This window comes from Ruegeria sp. N11 (genome assembly GCF_056531525.1).
Genome location: NZ_JBQFLX010000001.1, coordinates 273,092 through 291,787 on the forward strand (window position 1 = coordinate 273,092; position 18,696 = coordinate 291,787).

The 18,696-nt window shown below is 59.0% G+C and carries 16 protein-coding genes and 1 tRNA gene; 13 read left to right on the forward strand and 4 right to left on the reverse strand.

Annotated features, from left to right (window positions below; genetic code table 11):
• Positions 1-28 precede the first annotated feature (28 nt).
• The 13 genes from ACR0J8_RS01430 to ACR0J8_RS01490 all read left to right on the forward strand — a co-directional run bounded on the left by ACR0J8_RS01430 (position 29) and on the right by ACR0J8_RS01490 (position 13,661).
• A complete protein-coding gene (locus ACR0J8_RS01430; RefSeq protein WP_480525625.1) occupies positions 29-1,219 on the forward strand; it encodes a toxic anion resistance protein in 1,191 nt (396 codons plus the stop codon).
• A complete protein-coding gene (locus tag ACR0J8_RS01435; RefSeq protein ID WP_480525623.1) occupies positions 1,194-2,189 on the forward strand; it encodes a DUF2927 domain-containing protein in 996 nt (331 codons plus the stop codon). Before ACR0J8_RS01430 ends, ACR0J8_RS01435 begins: the two co-directional genes overlap by 26 nt.
• A 22-nt stretch (positions 2,190-2,211) precedes the next feature.
• Positions 2,212-3,360 (forward strand): SPFH domain-containing protein, encoded by a 1,149-nt coding sequence (locus ACR0J8_RS01440; RefSeq protein ID WP_480525622.1) that lies wholly within the window; start codon positions 2,212-2,214, stop codon positions 3,358-3,360.
• Positions 3,361-3,364: 4 nt separating this feature from the next.
• The gene (locus ACR0J8_RS01445) at positions 3,365-3,790 is read left to right on the forward strand and encodes a hypothetical protein (protein WP_480525620.1); all 426 of its coding nucleotides are present in this window, start codon (positions 3,365-3,367) and stop codon (positions 3,788-3,790) included.
• Between the two features lie 56 nt (positions 3,791-3,846).
• Positions 3,847-4,971 (forward strand): TFIIB-type zinc finger domain-containing protein, encoded by a 1,125-nt coding sequence (locus ACR0J8_RS01450; RefSeq protein WP_480525618.1) that lies wholly within the window; start codon positions 3,847-3,849, stop codon positions 4,969-4,971.
• A gap of 82 nt (positions 4,972-5,053) precedes the next feature.
• Positions 5,054-5,722: a nitroreductase gene (locus ACR0J8_RS01455; protein WP_480525616.1), complete on the forward strand. Its 669-nt coding sequence runs from the start codon at positions 5,054-5,056 to the stop codon at positions 5,720-5,722.
• 39 nt (positions 5,723-5,761) lie between these two features.
• Positions 5,762-6,199, forward strand: a complete 438-nt coding sequence (gene dtd / locus ACR0J8_RS01460; protein ID WP_170682042.1) for a D-aminoacyl-tRNA deacylase — start codon at positions 5,762-5,764, stop codon at positions 6,197-6,199.
• Positions 6,199-7,302, forward strand: a complete 1,104-nt coding sequence (locus ACR0J8_RS01465; RefSeq protein ID WP_480888756.1) for a glycerate kinase type-2 family protein — start codon at positions 6,199-6,201, stop codon at positions 7,300-7,302. The genes dtd and ACR0J8_RS01465 overlap by 1 nt, the downstream gene beginning before the upstream one ends.
• A 357-nt stretch (positions 7,303-7,659) precedes the next feature.
• Entirely contained in the window at positions 7,660-9,246 is a 1,587-nt protein-coding gene (locus tag ACR0J8_RS01470) for an ABC transporter substrate-binding protein (protein ID WP_170609826.1), read from the forward strand.
• A 15-nt stretch (positions 9,247-9,261) separates the two neighbouring features.
• Positions 9,262-10,218, forward strand: a complete 957-nt coding sequence (locus tag ACR0J8_RS01475; RefSeq protein WP_170609824.1) for an ABC transporter permease — start codon at positions 9,262-9,264, stop codon at positions 10,216-10,218.
• Positions 10,218-11,033, forward strand: a complete 816-nt coding sequence (locus ACR0J8_RS01480; protein ID WP_170610901.1) for an ABC transporter permease — start codon at positions 10,218-10,220, stop codon at positions 11,031-11,033. The genes ACR0J8_RS01475 and ACR0J8_RS01480 overlap by 1 nt, the downstream gene beginning before the upstream one ends.
• Positions 11,030-12,667, forward strand: a complete 1,638-nt coding sequence (locus ACR0J8_RS01485) for an ABC transporter ATP-binding protein (RefSeq protein ID WP_170682045.1) — start codon at positions 11,030-11,032, stop codon at positions 12,665-12,667. Before ACR0J8_RS01480 ends, ACR0J8_RS01485 begins: the two co-directional genes overlap by 4 nt.
• 157 nt (positions 12,668-12,824) lie before the next feature.
• Entirely contained in the window at positions 12,825-13,661 is an 837-nt protein-coding gene (locus ACR0J8_RS01490) for an alkaline phosphatase family protein (RefSeq protein ID WP_480525611.1), read from the forward strand.
• Between the two features lie 9 nt (positions 13,662-13,670).
• On the opposite strand, the gene ACR0J8_RS01495 is transcribed toward ACR0J8_RS01490, so the two are convergent.
• From ACR0J8_RS01495 to ACR0J8_RS01510, 4 genes are all read right to left on the reverse strand, one after another.
• Positions 13,671-14,594 carry an alpha/beta hydrolase gene (locus ACR0J8_RS01495; protein WP_480525609.1) on the reverse strand — a complete coding sequence of 308 codons (924 nt, stop codon included), beginning with the start codon at positions 14,592-14,594 and terminating at the stop codon, positions 13,671-13,673.
• A gap of 13 nt (positions 14,595-14,607) precedes the next feature.
• On the reverse strand, positions 14,608-16,497 hold the full coding sequence (locus tag ACR0J8_RS01500) for an acyl-CoA synthetase (RefSeq protein WP_480888759.1): 1,890 nt from the start codon (positions 16,495-16,497) through the stop codon (positions 14,608-14,610).
• A gap of 156 nt (positions 16,498-16,653) precedes the next feature.
• Entirely contained in the window at positions 16,654-18,474 is a 1,821-nt protein-coding gene (locus ACR0J8_RS01505; RefSeq protein WP_480888760.1) for an ABC transporter transmembrane domain-containing protein, read from the reverse strand.
• A 129-nt stretch (positions 18,475-18,603) separates the two neighbouring features.
• Positions 18,604-18,678: transfer RNA gene (locus ACR0J8_RS01510), tRNA-Gly, on the reverse strand.
• Positions 18,679-18,696 lie beyond the last annotated feature (18 nt).

Below are 18,696 nucleotides of genomic sequence, written 5' to 3' on the forward strand. Positions count from 1 at the left end.
GGCCATTATTTGAGCGAGGAATATCCCCATGTCCGATGAGATCAAGAAAAAGGCCGTTGAAGCTGAAACGATTGTTCAGGAAGTGACTGCCGTGGCCCTGCCCGAACCCAAGGCCGATATTGTCCCGCTGGAAGAGGCCGATGAACCTGTCGGCGCGGAAATTCGCAAACGGATGGAAGAGATCGACATGGGCAATACCAATTCGATCGTGTCCTTTGGTTCGTCGGCACAGGCCGAGTTGCAGGAGATCAGCCAAGCCATGCTTGCGGACGTACGCAACAAGGATGTTGGCCCCGCTGGCGACAGCCTGCGCGATATCGTGACCACGATCCGCGGGTTCTCGGTCAATGAGCTGGACGTACGCCGCGAACGTAGCTGGTGGGAGAAATTGCTGGGTAAGGCCGCGCCCTTTGCCAAATTCACAGCGCAGTTCGAAGATGTGCAAGGCCAGATCGACAAGATCACCGACGATCTTCTGGGGCATGAACACACCCTGCTCAAGGACATCAAGTCGCTGGATTTGCTATACGAAAAGACGCTGGGCTTTTATGACGAACTGGCGCTTTACATCGCGGCGGGCGAGGAAAAGCTGACCGAACTGGACAGCCACGACATCCCGGAAAAAGAGGCCGAGGTTCAGGCCGCCGCTGAGGGCGAACAGGTAATGGAAGCGCAGGAGCTGCGCGATCTGCGCGCCGCGCGCGATGATCTGGAACGCCGCGTTCACGACCTGAAGCTGACCCGGCAGGTGACAATGCAGTCGCTGCCGTCGATCCGTCTGGTTCAGGAAAATGACAAGTCGCTGGTGACCAAGATCAACTCGACCTTGGTCAACACAGTCCCGCTGTGGGAGACGCAGCTTGCGCAGGCCGTCACGATCCAGCGCAGCGCCGAGGCTGCCTCGGCCGTGCGCGAAGCCAACGACCTGACCAACGAATTGCTGACCTCGAACGCGGCCAATCTGCGCCAGTCCAACAAGATGATCCGCGAGGAAATGGAACGCGGTGTCTTTGACATTGAGGCCGTCAAAAAGGCCAATGCAGACCTGATCGGCACGATCAACGAAAGCCTTGCCATCGCCGATGAGGGCAAAGCCAAACGCGCTGCCGCCGAAGAAGAGCTGAAAAAGATGGAGGCTGAACTGCGTGACACTCTGGCGGCGGCCAAGGCCCGAAAGGATGGCATCGGCGACAATGCCGGAACCGCTGTATCGGGCTGAGGCGGGTCGGGGCGTGCGTCCGTTGAAATGTCTCAAGGTCCTGCTGGGACTTGTTTCGCTGTTGGCTCTGGCCAATTGCGACGAATCGCTGACGACCTCACTTGTTCCCGAGGCTCGCCCGGCCGAACCGGCGCCGCAGCCCAATGCCTATGTTCCCCCGTCTGCGGCCAGTCAGGATCTGGCCCGTTTCTATCAGCGGGTCGAGCGCGATCTGCTGACACGCGGATTGCTTCGTGTGGACGGTGGCGGCCCGGATACTCCCTATGATGCCGACGATCTGACTCGCAATTTCGAAGCCATCGCGTTTTACAGTGAATACCCTGATCACGCCGTGGCGATTGGTTCAGGACAGACCGATGGGCAGCTCAGTCGCTGGTCGGGGCCGGTGCGCATCCAGACCGAGTTCGGGCCGTCGGTTCTGCCCGAAACACGCAAGCGGGATTCGGAACTTGTCCAAGGCTACACCGAACGTCTGGCGAAACTGACGGGGCACCCTGTGTCGGTCGTCAGTCGCAAGGCCAATTTTCACGTCTTCTTTGCCGGCAAGGACGACAGCGCATACGTCGTCGCCCGCGTGAAACAGCTGATACCGAATATCAGTCAGGCCTCGCTGGATCTGATCGCCAATCCCCGCGCGAGCTTCGACTGTTTCGTGCTGGCCTCGGCCACAAGAACATCACCGTACAAATACGTACGTGCTGTCACGCTTATCCGGTCCGAATTGCCTGATCTGGTGCGGCGCAGTTGCATTCACGAGGAAATCGCCCAAGGCCTGGGTCTGTCCAACGACAGCCCCACAGCGCGACCGTCGATTTTCAACGACGATGACGAATTTGCGCTTCTGACCAGCCATGACGAGAAATTGCTGACTATTCTATACGATCCGCGTCTGCAGCCTGGCGTGTCTGTTGAAGATGCTAGGCCCGTGGTGCGTATCATTTCACGTGAGTTGATGGGTCAGTCGCTCTGACCTCAAGGACAGGAGAACCCAGATGGGAATTTTCGATTTTCTGACCGGCGAATTCATTGACGTCATTCATTGGGTGGATGACACCCGGGATACGATGGTCTGGCGGTTCGAGCGCGAAGGACACGAGATCAAGTATGGCGCCAAGCTGACGGTGCGCGAAGGTCAGGCAGCGGTTTTTGTCCACGAGGGGCAACTGGCGGATGTGTTCACGCCGGGCCTTTACATGCTTGAGACCAACAACATGCCGATCCTGACGACGCTACAGCATTGGGACCATGGCTTTCAGTCTCCGTTCAAATCCGAGATCTATTTTGTCAACACGACCCGGTTCAATGACCTGAAATGGGGCACCAAGAACCCGATCATGTTACGCGATCCCGAATTTGGCCCGACCCGGATCAGGGCCTATGGAACCTACACGATCCGCGTGAAGGACCCCGCTAAATTCCTGGTCGAAATCGTCGGCACTGATGGCGAATTCACCATGGACGAGATCAGTTTTCAGATCCGCAACATCATCGTGCAGGAATTCAGCCGGGTGATCGCCGGGTCGGGCATTCCGGTTCTAGACATGGCGGCCAATACCGCCGATCTGGGCAAGCTGATCGCAGCAGAGGTGTCGCCGGTGCTGGATGGCTACGGGCTGGAAATGCCCGAGTTCTATATCGAAAACATCTCGCTGCCTCCGGCGGTCGAGGCTGCGCTGGACAAGCGGACATCGATGGGGCTGGCGGGAGATCTCGGCAAGTTCACCCATTATTCTGCGGCAGAGGCAATGACCGCCGCGGCCAGCAACCCCGGTCAGGGTGGCGGTATGGGCGCAGGTCTTGGTATGGGAATCGGCATGGCGATGGCGCAGCAGATGTCGAACATGGCAGCGGGTCAGCCGAGCGGCCCCTGGGGCGCGTCCGCCCCCGCTGCTCCGCAACCGACGGCGCGTGTGGCACCGCCGCCCCCGCCGCCCGTGGAACATGTCTGGCACATCGCGGTGGACGGACAGGTCAGTGGACCGTTTTCCAAAGCCAAAATGGGCCGCATGGCCACGGATGGCGAAATCACCCGCGACACGCATGTCTGGACGGCCGGACAGGACGGCTGGAAAAAGGCCGGTGATGTGCAGGAACTGGCGCAACTTTTCACCATTCTCCCGCCGCCGCCGCCGGGTGCGTAACCCGATGGGCAGGTGTGTTGCGCCAGTCTTCATCGCCGTCGCTTTGCTGAGCGGATGTGCGGGACCGGGCCGCGAACCGGCCACGCCCTCTCTTCCTCCGCTCATGGTGGACGCCGCGCGGCAGAGTTTTTTCAAGGCTCATCCGGGGGCTGCCGCCGATTTGTTCGATGCCAAAGGCGACGGTTTCCGGATATTCCAGAATGGCCGGGCTGAATACCGGTCATTTGGGGCGCTATCCGATCTTCGCACGTCGACCTATGTGTCGGAGATGTCAGGCAACCGGATATGTCTGGCTGCGGCTGATCATTGGTCAGGCGCGTGCCTTGACCTTTTCGGCAATCCTGAAGGCACAATTGTGGTGCAGGTCGAGTTCGGCAATGGCACCAGACGCAGCTACCAAACGCAGGTCGTTCCGGCATCTGATTTCTAAGACCATTTGGAAAGCAACTGAACACGCGCCTGTAAGAGACAGTAAACCCTGGTGAAATGGCAATGACCGATCCTGAGCAACTCACTGTTACACAAACAGACGAACACCGCTTTCCATGCAATCAGTGTGGCGCTGATTACCGGTTCAACCCCGGCGACGGCACGTTGACCTGCGATCACTGTGGGCACTCGGTGTCGATTGGTGCGGGTCCGTGGGGCGGCGCAAGCCTGCGTGAGCTGGATTTTGACGCGGCAATTGCAGATCGCCTGCCAGACAGCGAGATTGAGGAAACCCGAGTTCTGTCCTGCCCGAACTGTGCCGCACAGGTCGAATTCGACCCCGCCACGCACGCGGCGGAATGCCCGTTCTGCGCCACGCCAGTAGTCACGGATTCGGGCGTGAACCGTCACATCAAACCCAAAGGGGTATTGCCGTTTGCGCTGGATGAACGTTCGGCCCACAAGGCCATGGGTGATTGGCTCGGCCGGCTGTGGTTCGCCCCGAATGGCCTGAAAAAATACGCCCGCAAGGGGCGGAAGATGCAGGGTATCTACGTGCCCTACTGGACGTTCGATGCCGATACCAAATCCCGATATCGCGGTGAGCGGGGTGTGATCTATTATGAAACCATAACGGTCATGCGCGATGGGAAGCGGGTTCAGCAACAGGTCGCAAAGGTGCGCTGGTCTCCCAAATCGGGCCGCGTGGCGCGGTTTTTCGATGATGTTCTTGTGCTCGCCTCTCGCTCATTGCCGAAACGTTACACCGACGCACTGGAGCCCTGGGACCTGCCGGCGCTGGAGCCTTATCAGCCCGAGTACCTGGCAGGCTTTCGGGCCGAAGCCTACACTGTCGAGTTGAAGGACGGGTATGCCGAGGCACGGGCGCATATGGCACGCGTCATAGAACGGGATGTACGCTTTGACATCGGGGGCGACCGTCAGCGCGTGCATGCGGTTGAAACCGATGTGCGGGATGTTACCTTCAAACATATCCTGCTGCCGGTCTGGATGGCGGCCTACAAATACCGCGGTCAGACCTATCGATTCGTAGTGAACGGGCGAACCGGCCGGGTTCAGGGGGAACGGCCCTGGTCGGCCATCAAGATCACGATCGCGGTGGTGCTTGGACTTCTGGTCGCGGCCGGGGTTGGCTACCTGGCGGCGACGGGCCAGCAATAGACTTACAATCCGTCGTCCGGACCCTTGATCTTCGCCCAACCCGCAGCCATCCTGCGCGGCGTTGGGGCGAAGGAGATATCGGGTGACGCTATCGGCATTGAACGGCTTGCTGGAGGATCGACACTCCTGCCGCGCCTTTTTGTCAGATCCGGTACCGCGGGGTGATATCCGGAAAATCCTGACCAGCGCGTCCCGTGTGCCAAGTTGGTGTAATGCACAGCCCTGGCAGGTCGTTATCACCAGCGGCGCGGAAACCGAGCGCTTCCGGCAGGCCATGATGCATGAAGCCGCGACCGGCACCCCTGCCCCGGATCTGCCCTTTCCCAGCTTATATTCAGGTACCTATCAGGAACGCCGCCGTGCCTGTGGATGGGCATTGTACGAATCGGTCGGTATCGAGCGCGGCGACCGCGCGGCGTCGGCGCGGCAAATGAGCGAGAATTTTGCCCTTTTCGGTGCGCCCCATTGCGCCATTATTTCCAGCCCGGCCGAGCTAGGCCCTTACGGTGCGATGGATTGTGGTGGATTTGTCACGGCGTTTACGCTGGCGGCGCAGGCTCTGGGCGTGGCCACTATTCCGCAGGCGGCGCTGGCCGCTTACAGCCCGTTTCTGCACCGGTTTTTTCAGATCCCGGATGATCGCCTGATCCTGTGTGCGATATCTTTCGGGTACCCGGACAGGGACCACCCTGCAAACGGTTTCCGAACAAACCGCGCAGGCGTGGATGAAATCGTGGACTGGCGGGGCTGACGCCGGTGTTCCTGAAAAGAATGGACTAGGAGAGAAGACATGCGGGCCCTTCTGCAACGCGTGACGCGCGCATCCGTATCGGTCGGCGGAACAGTGATCGGTCAGTCCGGCACCGGTCTGCTGATCCTTGTCTGTGCTATGCGGGGTGACGACGAACAGCAGGCGGACAAGCTGGCGCAGAAGATTGCCAAAATGCGTATCTTTCAGGACGACGCCGGAAAGATGAACCGGTCGCTGCTGGATATCGGCGGATCGGCCCTCGTGGTCAGTCAGTTCACACTGGCCGCCGATACGTCGCGCGGCACCCGACCAGGATTTTCTGAGGCTGCGCCTCCGGAACAGGGCAAACAGCTTTATGAAACGTTTGCAGACAAACTGGCGGCTCAGGGTGTTGCCGTCGAAACAGGAGAATTCGGCGCGACTATGGCCGTCGAACTGGTCAACGATGGACCGGTCACAATCTGGGTGGAAAACTGATGTCCCAAGCGGAAAAAGCACAGCGGATCTGGCAGGCCGGCGTTTCGGCGGTCGATGGGTACACGTCTGTTAGGCAGGCGTTGAGCGATATCCCGGTGCCCGATCGCATCCTTGCCGTGGGCAAACCGGCAGCGGCCATGGCGCGGGCGGCGCTGGAACATTTTGGTGCATTGCCGACACTTGTCGTAACCAAGGACGATCACGGCCGCGACCTGCCTCCGCATGTAGAGGTGATCGAGGCCTCGCACCCTGTTCCCGACCACCGCAGTCTTGCGGGCGGCAAAGCCCTGCGTGAAGCCGTCGAGAACATGGCGGACGGATCACATCTTCTGTTGCTGGTATCCGGCGGCGCCTCGTCGCTGGCCGAGGATCTGGTGCCGGGCAAAACTCTGTCCGATCTGGAACAGTTGAACAAAAACCTGTTGTCCGAGGGGCTGGATATTACCGCCATGAACGCCGAACGGCGCAAGCTGTCGCGGATCAAGGGCGGCGGTCTGTTGACTGGTTTTTCGGGCGCGCGCGTGACCGTTCTGGCCATATCCGATGTGCCCGGTGATGACCTCAACGTCATCGGTTCGGGCATCGGCGCACTGCCCGATGATCACGCCTACAAGGCCACGGCCCGGATCGTAGCGTCGAATGCACATGCACGGGGCGCAGCAGCGGAATTGGCGGCGGACACCGGATACACGGTGCTGGCCAACGAGGAGTGTCTGCACGACGATTATCTGGAAATTGCCCGGACGCTGGGGCCGCGGTTGCGGTCCATGTCGACGGGCGCCATGATTTTTGGTGGTGAACCAACGGTTGTACTACCGCAAAACCCTGGCCGCGGGGGGCGGAATCAGGCGCTCGCGCTGGCCCTGGCACGGGAAATCGCCGGAACCGAGGGGCTGACACTTATGGTCGGCGGGACCGACGGAACCGATGGACCCACACTGGCTGCGGGTGCGATCATCGACGGATCAACCTGGGGCGAGGGCGCAGAGCAGGCATTGCAACGGGCCGACAGCGGGAGCTTTCTGGACAAAGCAGGCGCATTGCTGGTCACCGGCCCAACCGGAACGAACGTTATGGACTTGCTTGTCGTGGTGCGCGCGTGAACGGGAATGATCTTGTCCCGAAGTCGCACGATGTTGGTCTTTTCGGACAGAGATCGGTCCGCAAAACCAGAAAAAACTGACGTATTTTGCGCCCGCACATCGACAGTTATCAAACCTTTCGTGAAGAAAGTTTCACTGATGAGAGACGACTGGATCGCGATATAGTATTGAAGGACAAGTAATCTGGTCGCGTTCCCTCTGGATGAGCGGCCTTCGAGACACAACATTTTTAGGCTGGGACGGCATTTCTTGAAATTTTAGTTCTTGTCGCCTGCTCTAAAATGCGCGAACTTTGACTCGTGCGTCAATAAAAAGCCCAGAAAGGGCCTGCAACTCTACCAACCGGGAGATTCTTGAATGAACGAACAACTCACTCACATGACCAAACAGGTTACAGCCGGCAAGCTGACCCGTCGCGAATTCATGGGGAAAGCAGCGGCATTGGGTGTAACTGCGGCAATGGCCAGCACCATGTTTGCAGATGCCGCGCGTGCGGCAGGCCCGAAAAAGGGCGGTGATCTGAAGTTCGGCCTGCAGGGCGGCGAATCCACGAACTCGCTTGACCCGGCAACCTATGCAAGTTCGGTTCCGTTCCAGAACGGCAAGCAATTCGGAGACCAGCTGGTCGAAGTCGCGCCTGACGGCACGATCGAACCGCGTCTGGCCGAAAGCGTTGAAGGCAGCGCAGATGCCAAGGTCTGGACTTTCAAGCTGCGTCAGGGTGTCGAATTCCACAACGGCAAGACAATGACCAGCGAAGACGTGCTGAAGACCATGCAGCGTCATTCGAACGAAGATTCGAAGTCGGGTGCTCTGGGCATCATGAAGGGCATCGAGTCGATGAAGGCCGATGGCGACAACTTCCAGGTCACGTTGAGTGAGCCGAATGCGGACCTGCCCTATCTGATGGCCGACTACCATCTGATCATTCAGCCGGATGGCGGCATGGACAACCCTGGGGCGGGTATCGGTACCGGCCCTTACAAGCTGGAAGTGGACGAGCCGGGTGTCCGTCACCTGTTCACCAAAAATGAAAACCACTGGAACAGCGATTTCGGCAACTTTGACAGCGTCGAAGTCGTTGTCATCAACGATGCAACCGCACGGACGGCTGCGCTGCAATCCGGCCAGGTCCATGCGGTCAACCGTGTTGAACCCAAAGTTGCCGACCTGCTGGGCCGCGCACCGAACCTGACTGTGCACTCGACTGCTGGTCGCGGACATTATGTCTTCATCATGCATTGCGACACTGCGCCGTTTGACAACAACGAACTGCGCACCGCGCTGAAATACGCCATCAACCGCGAGGAACTAGTGGACAAAGTGCTGCGCGGCTATGGCTCGATCGGAAATGACATGCCGATCAACGCAGCCTACCCGCTGTTTGACGAGACCATCGAACAGCGCGAATTCAGTGTTGAAAAAGCTGCTGAGCACTACAAGAAGTCCGGCCATGACGGCTCGCCTATCGTTCTGCGTGTTGCCGACGGTGCCTTCCCGGGTGCTGTGGACGCCGCTGCGCTGTTCCAGCAAACCGCTTCGCAGGCGGGTATTCCGCTGGAAATCAAGCGTGAACCCAACGATGGATACTGGTCCGAGGTTTGGAACGTTCAGCCGTTCTGTGCGTCATACTGGGGTGGCCGTCCGGTTCAGGATCAGATGTACTCGACCGCATATCTGTCCAGCGCCGACTGGAACGACACGCGGTTCAAGGTTCAGGCGTTCGACGATCTGCTGTTCGCCGCGCGCGCGGAACTGGACGCCGAGAAGCGCAAGGGCATCTATAGCCAGATGGGTCAAATGGTCCGCAACGAAGGCGGCCTGATCTGTCCGATGTTCAACGACTTTGTCGAAGGCGTGAGCAACCAGCTGGACGGCTGGGAATCTGACCCGACTCAGGAGATGATGAACGGCAACATGTCCCGCAAAATGTGGTTCGTCTGATACGGGCTACGGATAATGCACCCCATCATCAAACTGGTTTCCCAGCGCCTTGCGCTGGGAATCCTTTTGCTGTTCGGCGCTTCGGCCCTGATATTCGGCCTTACCGAAGCCCTTCCCGGAGACGCCGCGCAAGCCGTCCTGGGGCAGTCCGCAACGCCTGAAGCCCTGGCCAACCTTCGTGAGGAGATGGGCCTGAACCGCCCTGCCCTGACACGCTATTTCGAATGGCTGGGAGGTATCGTTCAGGGTGATCTTGGCCAGTCACTCACCAACAAGCTCGATATTGCCGAGAGCATTGGAAAACGTCTCGGGAACACTCTGTTTCTGGCGTGTGTTGCCGCAATCGTGTCCGTCCCGCTTGCGATCTTTCTGGGGCTGCTTGCCGTCCGGTACCGTAACCGCTGGCCAGATAAACTGATTTCCGCGGTGACCCTGACGACAGTCTCTATCCCGGAGTTCCTGATCGGCTACGTTGTCATCTACTATATTTCGGTCAAGCTGGGATGGTTTTCATCACTGGCGATGATTAATGATTCCATGTCCTTCGGGCAAAAGCTGAACGCAATTGCGCTGCCGGCCTTCGTTCTGACGCTAGTGGTATTGGCGCAAATGATGCGCATGACGCGTGCGGCCATTCTGAACCTGATGCAGTCGGCCTATATCGAAACCGCAGAACTGAAGGGGTTGAGTACGTTTCAAGTCATTGCCCGACACGCTTTTCCCAACGCGATTTCGCCGATTGTTAACGTGGTTATGCTGAACCTCGCCTATCTGGTTGTGGGTGTCGTCGTCGTCGAGGTTGTGTTCGTCTATCCCGGCATGGGGCAGTATCTTGTGGACGCCGTGACCAAGCGTGACGTGCCCGTTGTTCTGGCCTGCGGCGTGGTGTTCGCGGCGGTCTATATCGGCCTGAACATGGTTGCGGATATCGTGTCGATCCTTGCCAACCCAAGACTGAGGCATCCGAAATGATAAAGAATATTCCTCTTTCGGCATTGATCGGCCTTATGTTCACCGGCGCGTATTTCTTTGTGGCCATCGCTGCTCCATTGATTGCGCCTTACGGAATGGCTGAGGTCGTCGGCGACGTTTGGGAGCCCGCCAGCGCCGAGCATCTGCTGGGCACCGACAATATCGGACGCGACCTGCTGACCCGGATGATCTATGGCGGTCGGACAACGATCTTCATCGCCGCCGCTGCGACACTGCTCAGCTTCATTACCGGCACGTCTCTGGGCCTGTTGGCTGCGGTTCTGGGCGGATGGGCCGATCAGGCGCTCAGCCGGACGGTTGATCTGGTCATGTCTATCCCCACGCTGATCCTGGCGCTGGTCATTCTGGCAATCGTTCCGGTAACCGTCCCGATCCTGATCCTTGTGATGGGCCTGCTGGACGCAACGCGACCCTATCGCCTGTCACGCTCTGTCGCCGTGGACATCAACGTCATGGACTATGTCGAAGCCGCTAAACTGCGCGGTGAAGGCCGGGGCTGGATCATCTTTCGGGAAATCCTCCCGAACGCTTTGTCGCCTTTGGTGGCCGAGTTCGGATTGCGTTTCATCTTTATGGTTCTGTTCATCTCGACCCTGTCGTTCCTGGGTCTTGGCGTCCAGCCGCCGCTGGCGGACTGGGGCGGCATCGTGAAAGAGAACAAGGATGGCATCGTCTATGGCATTGGCGCAGCCCTGTACCCCGCTGTGGCCATCGCAACGCTGGCAATCTCGGTCAACCTTGTGGCTGACTGGATTCTGAACCGTACAACATCGCTGAAAGGAGGCCGGGGATGAGTGATACCCTTCTCAAGGTCCGCGACCTCAAAATCGGCGCGACCGTCTACCCGCCGGGCGAAAAGCCCCATGACATCGAAATCGTGCACGGGGTCAGCTTTGACCTCGCGCCCGGCAAGGTGCTGGGCCTGATCGGTGAATCCGGCGCCGGTAAATCCACCATCGGACTGGCGTCGATGGCCTATGGCCGGGGCGGTGTGAAAATCACCGGTGGCGAGGTCTGGGTAAACGGACGAGACATTCTGAAAGCGTCGCATGGCGACATACGCAAGTTGCGGGGGGGCGAGGTCACATACGTGTCTCAGTCCGCCGCTGCCTCGTTCAACCCGGCCAAAAAGATCATGGATCAGGTGGTCGAGGCCGCAGTCGAACAGAAAAAGTTCTCGCGGAAAGTGGCCGAAGGCCGCGCACGGGAGCTGTTTGCCAAGCTGGGTCTGCCTGACCCAGACAATATCGGCGAACGCTACCCGCACCAGGTCTCGGGCGGTCAGTTGCAGCGTTGCATGACAGCCCTGGCTTTGTGTCCCGAGCCTGATCTGGTGGTCTTCGACGAACCCACCACGGCGCTGGACGTTACCACACAGATCGACGTTCTGATGGCCATCAAGGAAGCCATTGCCGATACCGGCGTTGCCGCGCTCTACATTACGCACGACCTTGCTGTTGTTGCGCAGGTGAGCGACGACATCATGGTTTTGCGAATGGGCAACACTGTCGAATACGGCAATACCGATCAGATCATCAACAACCCGCAAGAGGAATACACCAAGGCGCTGGTCTCGGTCCGCTCCATCGAACACGAAGAAAAGAAGCCCACACCCGAAGCGGTGCTGAGCGTCGACGGCATCACCGCGCGCTACAAGGGTCTGAATTTCGACGTGCTGCACAACGTCAACGTCGAGCTTCATCCGGGGCAGACCTTGGCGGTGGTGGGAGAATCCGGCTCGGGTAAGTCGACGCTTGCACGGGTGATCACCGGCCTGCTGCCGCCGCGCGACGGAGAGATCACCTTTGCCGGTCGCAAGCTGTCGCCCGACTTAAAGGGGCGTTCCCGCGAGGACCTGCGCGAGTTGCAGATGATCTATCAGATGGCCGACGTGGCGATGAACCCCCGTCAAACGGTTGGTACGATCATCGGCCGCCCGCTGGAGTTCTACTTCAACATGCGCGGCGCGGAAAAGCGCAAGCGGATCATCGAATTGCTGGATGAGATCGAACTGGGCGAAAAGTTCATCGACCGCTACCCGGCGGAACTGTCCGGTGGTCAGAAACAGCGTGTGTGTATCGCGCGCTCGCTGGCGGCCAAGCCCAAGATGATCATCTGTGACGAGGTGACCTCGGCACTCGACCCGCTGGTGGCAGACGGGATCCTTAAGCTGCTGCTGGATCTGCAGAAGATCGAGGACGTGGCCTATCTGTTCATCACCCACGATCTGGCGACAGTGCGCGCGATCTCGGATTCGATTGCCGTAATGTACCAGGGCCGCGTGGTCCGGTACGGTCCGAAATCCGAGGTTCTGAGCCCGCCGTTCGACGACTATACCGACCTGCTGCTCAGCTCGGTCCCCGAGATGCATCTGGGCTGGCTGGAAGAGGTCGTCGCCCACCGCAAGATGGAAAGTGCCGGGAACTGATCCCTGCCCTTTCCGTGACTTTTCGGTGAAAACCTAAATCCCGGCACCTTGTTCAATGACAGGTGTCGGGATTTTGCCATTGGGGGCGCGAACGGGCAGAACCCTGACCGCGAATCTCCTAGGGTCGCCTGAAATAATCAATCAAAAGGCCAATAACATGGACCGCAAACTACTCCTCATCATTCTGGACGGTGTTCCGTGGCGAAATTTCCGGCGACTGTTCGGCAACCTTGAAGGCTGGGTCGAAAACGGTGAGGCACGGGTTTGGAAACTGCGCGCGGTTCTGCCATCCACATCGGCCAGTTGCTATGCGTCGATCCATACCGGAGTGACACCGCAGGAGCACGGCTGCACGGGCAACGGAAATGTGTTCCGGGTAAGCCACAAGGACGTCTTCAGCCAGGTCCGTGAGGCTGGTGGCGTGACCGGCGCCGTGACCCACAGCTATTGGTCGCAATTCTTCAATCGGCACCCGTTCGATTACGTCCGCGACATCGAATATGATGAGCCTGAGAGCAAGACGATCAACCACGGCCGGTTCCACACCATGACCGGCTACGGCAAAGCCAATCAGATGACGCCGTCTGACGTAGACCTATATGCCACTCTGACCAGCCTCTGCCTGCGTCACGGGCTGGATTACGGGCTGCTTCACGCCTGTACACTGGACAGCATGGGACACCGCTTCTACCACGATTGCGAAGAGATGGATCACGCCTGTTTCGTCGCGGACGAAATGCTGGCCCCGTTCATCCCACGTTGGCGGCAACTGGGCTACGAGGTCATCGTGACTGCCGATCACGGTCAGGATGAACGCGGCCACCACGGTGGACGCAGCCCGCTGCAACAGGAAACGGCGTTGTATTACTTTGGGGACGCAAAGGGGCCTGAAGCCGATCAGGTGATCGACCAGCTACAGCTTGCCCCGACAATCCTTTCCCGTCTGGGCGCCCCCATCGCCGACACGATGAAGGCTAAGGCGTTTCTGAAATAAGGCAGGGGATCAGTCGTAGGACCAGATGCCCTGCCCCAGCGCCTCGATGGCGACGGAAATTCGCTCAAAGCTGGCTGCTGCGCGTGTGACAGATGTTCGGGCGCGCAGATAGCCGTGAACCAGACCAGGTTCGTTGATCCAACAAGCCTGCCCGCCAGCGGCTATGATCCTTTCACAATATTCTGACCCGTCATCCCGCAAGGGGTCGCAATCAGCGGTTACGACAACGGTTGGTGGGAGCCCGGAAAAGTCAGAATCGTGCAAAGGCGCAAAAGTCGGATCATGATCCGGCACGGAACCGCCGCAGCGGACTTTTTCATAGAACGTCACTTCTTCCTGCGTCAAAAGCGGGGCATGCGCATGTTCGACATAGGACCCCTTTGAGATGTCCCCACCAAGAGCCGGATAAATCAGGACCTGCCCCAGAACGTCGTCCAGTCGCCCGCGCGCATAGTGTGCAACCGCTGCCGCCAGATTACCCCCGGCGCTGTCGCCAGCCAGTACCATGGGATCGCCGAACTCCTGCGCGGCCCAGGTGACCGCAGTCCAGCTGTCCTGAAACTGCGCCGGGTGCACATGTTCGGGGCAAAGCCGATAGTCGACCGCAACAACGTGGTATCCGGTTTGCGCGCAGATTTCGGCACAGACGTCATCGTGGCTTTCAAGTCCACCCACGACAAATCCGCCGCCGTGAAAATAAACCACGGTGCGGGTGGGATCTCCAGCTGTATAGACCCGGACAGGTACACCGTTGGCGGACCTGTCCTGCGTGTTTACGCCCGGCGGCCGGGGTTGGCGAAAGTCCTGACACATCGCGTCATAGACGCGGCGCTGATCGTCAATCGACAACTCAACGGCATCTTCGGGATAGCTTTCAGCCGTTCGTCTTATGAACGCCCAGGTTTCTTCATCGATCAGACGTTCATAATCCATTGTCCCTCCGCGGTCAGGCAGCCCATTCCCATGGCCGGGTGAACGATCCCAGCACTTTGGAAACATCGTCCTCGGATGAGCCGTTCGCGTCAAGCTGTGCGACGAGCCCGCGCTTTTTGTCGTCGATCACGGAAACCACGCGCGCGTCGACGCCCGCCTTCTCAAGCACACCGTTGTAGATTCGGGTGATCGCCTGTTTTCGCAGTTCGGGCTTAAAGACTTTACCCACCGCCGTTTTTGGCAATTCGTCCAGAATTGTCATATGCTTGGGCTGCGCTGCACGCTCGTGAACGTGAACCTTGCAGTATTCCAACAGTTCTTCTTCGGTCACGCTGGCCCCGTCGACCAGTTCCACGAAAGCGCACGGCACCTCGCCCGAATGCGCGTCCGGCTGTCCGATTGCGCCGGCAAAGGCGACCGCCTCGTGCCCCAGCAGTGCTTCTTCGATCTCGGCCGGATCGATGTTGTGGCCACCGCGAATAATCAGGTCCTTGGCACGACCGGTGATCCACAGATACCCGTCCTCGTCAAACCGCCCCAGGTCACCCGTCCGAAGATACTTGTCGAAATGATAGAGGTTAACGTTCTTGTCCACTTCGGTATAGGTATTGCCCGCGTAGACACCGGGGTTCGAAACACAGATTTCCCCAATCTCGTCTACGTTGCATTCCGTCGGGCCATCCGGCCCGTCGCGCAGAATTTTGACGTCGGTGTATGGGAACGGAATACCGATCGAGCCGATCTTCTTCTCGCCATCCACCGGATTGCACGAAACAAGGCAGGTTGCTTCGGTCAGGCCATAACCTTCGACAATTGTAACGCCGGTCGCTTCCTCGAACCGGCGGAACAGCTCCACCGGCAAAGGGGCCGAACCCGAAAAGGCGGTTTTCACGCTTGAGATATCAGCATCCACGGGGCGCTGCATCTTGGCGGAAATCGCGGTGGGTACGGTGATGATAAAGGTAACTTTCCAGCGTTCGATCAGTTTCCAGAAATTGTCGAACACCCCGTCGCCCCGATACCCTGCAGGCGTCGGGAAAATCACATGAGCGCCAGAGGACACCGCCGCCATCATGATCACATGCACAGCAAAGACATGGAACATGGGCAACGGGCACATGATGACGTCGTTTTCATCGAACAACAGCGTGTTGCCCAGCCAGCCATTGTAAATCAGACCGGAATATTTGTGCTGCGCGACCTTTGGCATACCGGTTGTCCCTCCGGTATGGAAGAAACAGGCGACGCGGTCTTCCTTGCTGTCTTCAAAGGTCAGCGTTGTCGGCTGTTTGGCCAACTCCTGTCCGAAATCCTTGTAGTCCGCATGGGCAAGGTGCTCCTTGTCGCCCATTTTGGGACGCAGGAACGGCACCAGCCACGATTTCGGAGGCGTGAGATAGCGGTTCAGATCAATTTCGAGAATGGTGTTGACGCTTGGCGCGTGCCGTACGGCTTCTTCCACTTTCTGCGCGACATCCGCCTTGGGGAATGACTTCAACGTGACGACAACCTTGGCACCTGTCTCCCGCAGGATGGCCGCGATCTGCTCCGGCTCCAGCAGCGGGTTGATCGGATTCACGATACCCGCGACCGCCCCACCCATTAGAGTGACCAGCGTTTCGTTACAGTTGGGCAGCACATAGGCCACCACGTCCTTTTCCCCGATGCCAAGCGAACGGAACAGATTGGCCGCCTGATTGATCTTGCCCAGCAGTTCTGACCAGGTCAGGGTCTCCGCCTTGTCCTTCGGGCCAGACAACAACTGAAAGCTGATTGCCTTGTGGTTGGGAAAACGCCCGGCCGTACGCGACAGCAACTGATGGAAGGTAACCGGAACGTCGCGGTCCTCCCACGGCATCTCCTGCTCCATTCTCGCCTTGTCTTCCAATCCCACAAAGGCCATGTGGCTCCTCCCTTATCTCTCCCACGTCACGCGCGGGTTTGCTTTGCATGCAAGGATGCGGCCAAAACCGAGCGTTATCAAGCAACGGCTTATCGAGAGATACAGAAGATTTGTAGAATTACGCCACGGCGAAATCGGAATTGCCCATACGTCAGGCTATTCCGCAGCGACACCATCCGTGAATTGCAGGCGCGCCAAACGTGCATAGAGGCCATCCTGCGCTACCAGATCCTCATGCGTGCCCTGCGCCACGATCCGGCCGCTTTCGAGCACAACGATGCGATCGGCCTTTTTAACTGTGGCCAGACGGTGCGCAACGATCAGCGTGGTCCGCCCTGCGCGCATCTGATCCACCGCGCTCTGCACCGCCCGTTCGCTTTCGGCATCCAGTGCCGAGGTCGCCTCGTCCAGCAGCAGAACCGGCGCGTCCCGCAGGATTGCGCGAGCGATCGCGATACGCTGTTTCTGTCCGCCAGACAGCATGACGCCTCGCTCGCCGACAAAGCTGTCATAGCCTTCCGGCAGCGCCAAGATGAAGTCATGTGCGGCGGCGGCACGTGCAGCGGCCTCAACCTCGGCATCGGTTGCGTCAAGACGGCCAAAACGGATGTTTTCCCGCGCAGAGGCCGCAAAGATCACCGGATCCTGAGGCACCAACGCCATGTGCTGGCGGAAATCGGCACGGCTCAGATCGAGCAGGTTCACCCCGTCGAGGCTGACATAACCTCCGTCAGGGTCATAGAACCGCTGGATCATCTGGATCACGGTTGTCTTGCCTGCCCCGGACGGACCAACGAAAGCAACCGTTTCGCCCGGTTTGACCTGCAACGTCAGGTGGTCCAGCGCCACGATGTCCGGACGCGCCGGATAGCGGAAAGTCACGTCTTCGAATCGGATTTCGCCCCGTACAGGCTGTGGCAGTGTATGGCCCTGCGCCGGATCGATCACGGTGTCTTCGGCGTTCAGCAGTTCAACCAGCCGTTCGGTTGCCCCTGCGGCGCGCTGAAGCTCGCTCCAGATTTCCGACAGCGCGGCGACCGAGCCTGCCATGATGATCGAATAGATCACGAACTGGATCAGAACGCCTTCGGTCATGACCCCGTTCCGCACATCATTTGCACCCATCCACAACACGCCGACGATGCCGGAAAACACTAGGAAAATAACGATTACAGTCAACACCGCACGGGTCTGAATTCGGCGCAGCGAAACCACGTACGAAGTCTCGGTCATGTCACCGAACTGCTTGCGGCTGGCGTCTTCGTGGGTAAAGGCCTGCACGGTCTGAACGGCGCCCAGCGCCTCACCCGCGTTGCCTGACGAAGCGGCGATCCAGTCCTGGTTCTCGCGGCTGATCACGCGCAGGCGGCGGCCCAGAACGAGGATCGGAACGACCACGATCGGGATCAGCAGCAAAACCATGCCGGTCAGCTTGGCCGAGGTCAGCAGCATCAGCACCAGACCACCGAAAAACAGCAGCATGTTGCGCAGCGCAATCGAGACCGACGACCCCAACACAGATTGAATCAAGGTTGTGTCTGTGGTGATGCGGCTCAGAACTTCGCCGGTCATGATGCGTTCATAAAATTCCGGGCTCATGCCGATCACACGGTCAAACACCGCCTTGCGGATATCGGCAACCACACGCTCACCCAGCCGCGTCACCAGAGCATAACGAACCCCGGTTCCGACCGCCAACACCGCCGCGATGCCTAGTGCGGCCAGAAAATACCAATCGAGCAGCTCACCGTCTTCTATGCGGAAATTGTCCACCACCCGACGCACCGCCAGCGGCAGTGTCAGCGTCATGCTCGCGGTCAGCACCAACGCCAGAGTGGCCCCGATCATCAGCAACCGATACGGCTTCATGAACGGCCAGAGAGATGTCAGTACCCCAACCTTTCTCGATCCCTTACGCTCTTCGCTGGCACCGGGGGCCGGTGTTGTTGCTGGACTGGCGGTCGTGCTTCTTGCCATGTCTGGCCCTTGTGTCTTGATCGGTTTTGAGTGACCGCTTTCTTGGCGGCAGTGACCGGCAGGGTCAAGCCGCATGGCAAAATCAGCGGTCCACAAGGGCCATTTGACGCAGAGTTTTCGGGGCTGATCTGGAGCGGGCGGCGGGAATCGAACCCGCTTCATCAGCTTGGAAGGCTGAGGTAATAGCCAGTATACGACGCCCGCTCAGCAGGTGGCGGTTTA

What these genes read in the sequence shown, in the direction of transcription:
- ACR0J8_RS01430 (WP_480525625.1), top strand. Translation starts at nt 29, where the DNA reads ATGTCCGATGAGATCAAGAAAAAGGCCGTTGAAGCTGAAACGATTGTT.
- ACR0J8_RS01435 (WP_480525623.1), top strand. Translation starts at nt 1,194, where the DNA reads ATGCCGGAACCGCTGTATCGGGCTGAGGCGGGTCGGGGCGTGCGTCCG.
- ACR0J8_RS01440 (WP_480525622.1), top strand. Translation starts at nt 2,212, where the DNA reads ATGGGAATTTTCGATTTTCTGACCGGCGAATTCATTGACGTCATTCAT.
- ACR0J8_RS01445 (WP_480525620.1), top strand. Translation starts at nt 3,365, where the DNA reads ATGGGCAGGTGTGTTGCGCCAGTCTTCATCGCCGTCGCTTTGCTGAGC.
- ACR0J8_RS01450 (WP_480525618.1), top strand. Translation starts at nt 3,847, where the DNA reads ATGGCAATGACCGATCCTGAGCAACTCACTGTTACACAAACAGACGAA.
- dtd (WP_170682042.1), top strand. Translation starts at nt 5,762, where the DNA reads ATGCGGGCCCTTCTGCAACGCGTGACGCGCGCATCCGTATCGGTCGGC.
- ACR0J8_RS01465 (WP_480888756.1), top strand. Translation starts at nt 6,199, where the DNA reads ATGTCCCAAGCGGAAAAAGCACAGCGGATCTGGCAGGCCGGCGTTTCG.
- ACR0J8_RS01470 (WP_170609826.1), top strand. Translation starts at nt 7,660, where the DNA reads ATGAACGAACAACTCACTCACATGACCAAACAGGTTACAGCCGGCAAG.
- ACR0J8_RS01475 (WP_170609824.1), top strand. Translation starts at nt 9,262, where the DNA reads ATGCACCCCATCATCAAACTGGTTTCCCAGCGCCTTGCGCTGGGAATC.
- ACR0J8_RS01485 (WP_170682045.1), top strand. Translation starts at nt 11,030, where the DNA reads ATGAGTGATACCCTTCTCAAGGTCCGCGACCTCAAAATCGGCGCGACC.
- ACR0J8_RS01490 (WP_480525611.1), top strand. Translation starts at nt 12,825, where the DNA reads ATGGACCGCAAACTACTCCTCATCATTCTGGACGGTGTTCCGTGGCGA.
- ACR0J8_RS01495 (WP_480525609.1), bottom strand. Translation starts at nt 14,594, where the DNA reads ATGGATTATGAACGTCTGATCGATGAAGAAACCTGGGCGTTCATAAGA.
- ACR0J8_RS01500 (WP_480888759.1), bottom strand. Translation starts at nt 16,497, where the DNA reads ATGGCCTTTGTGGGATTGGAAGACAAGGCGAGAATGGAGCAGGAGATG.
- ACR0J8_RS01505 (WP_480888760.1), bottom strand. Translation starts at nt 18,474, where the DNA reads ATGGCAAGAAGCACGACCGCCAGTCCAGCAACAACACCGGCCCCCGGT.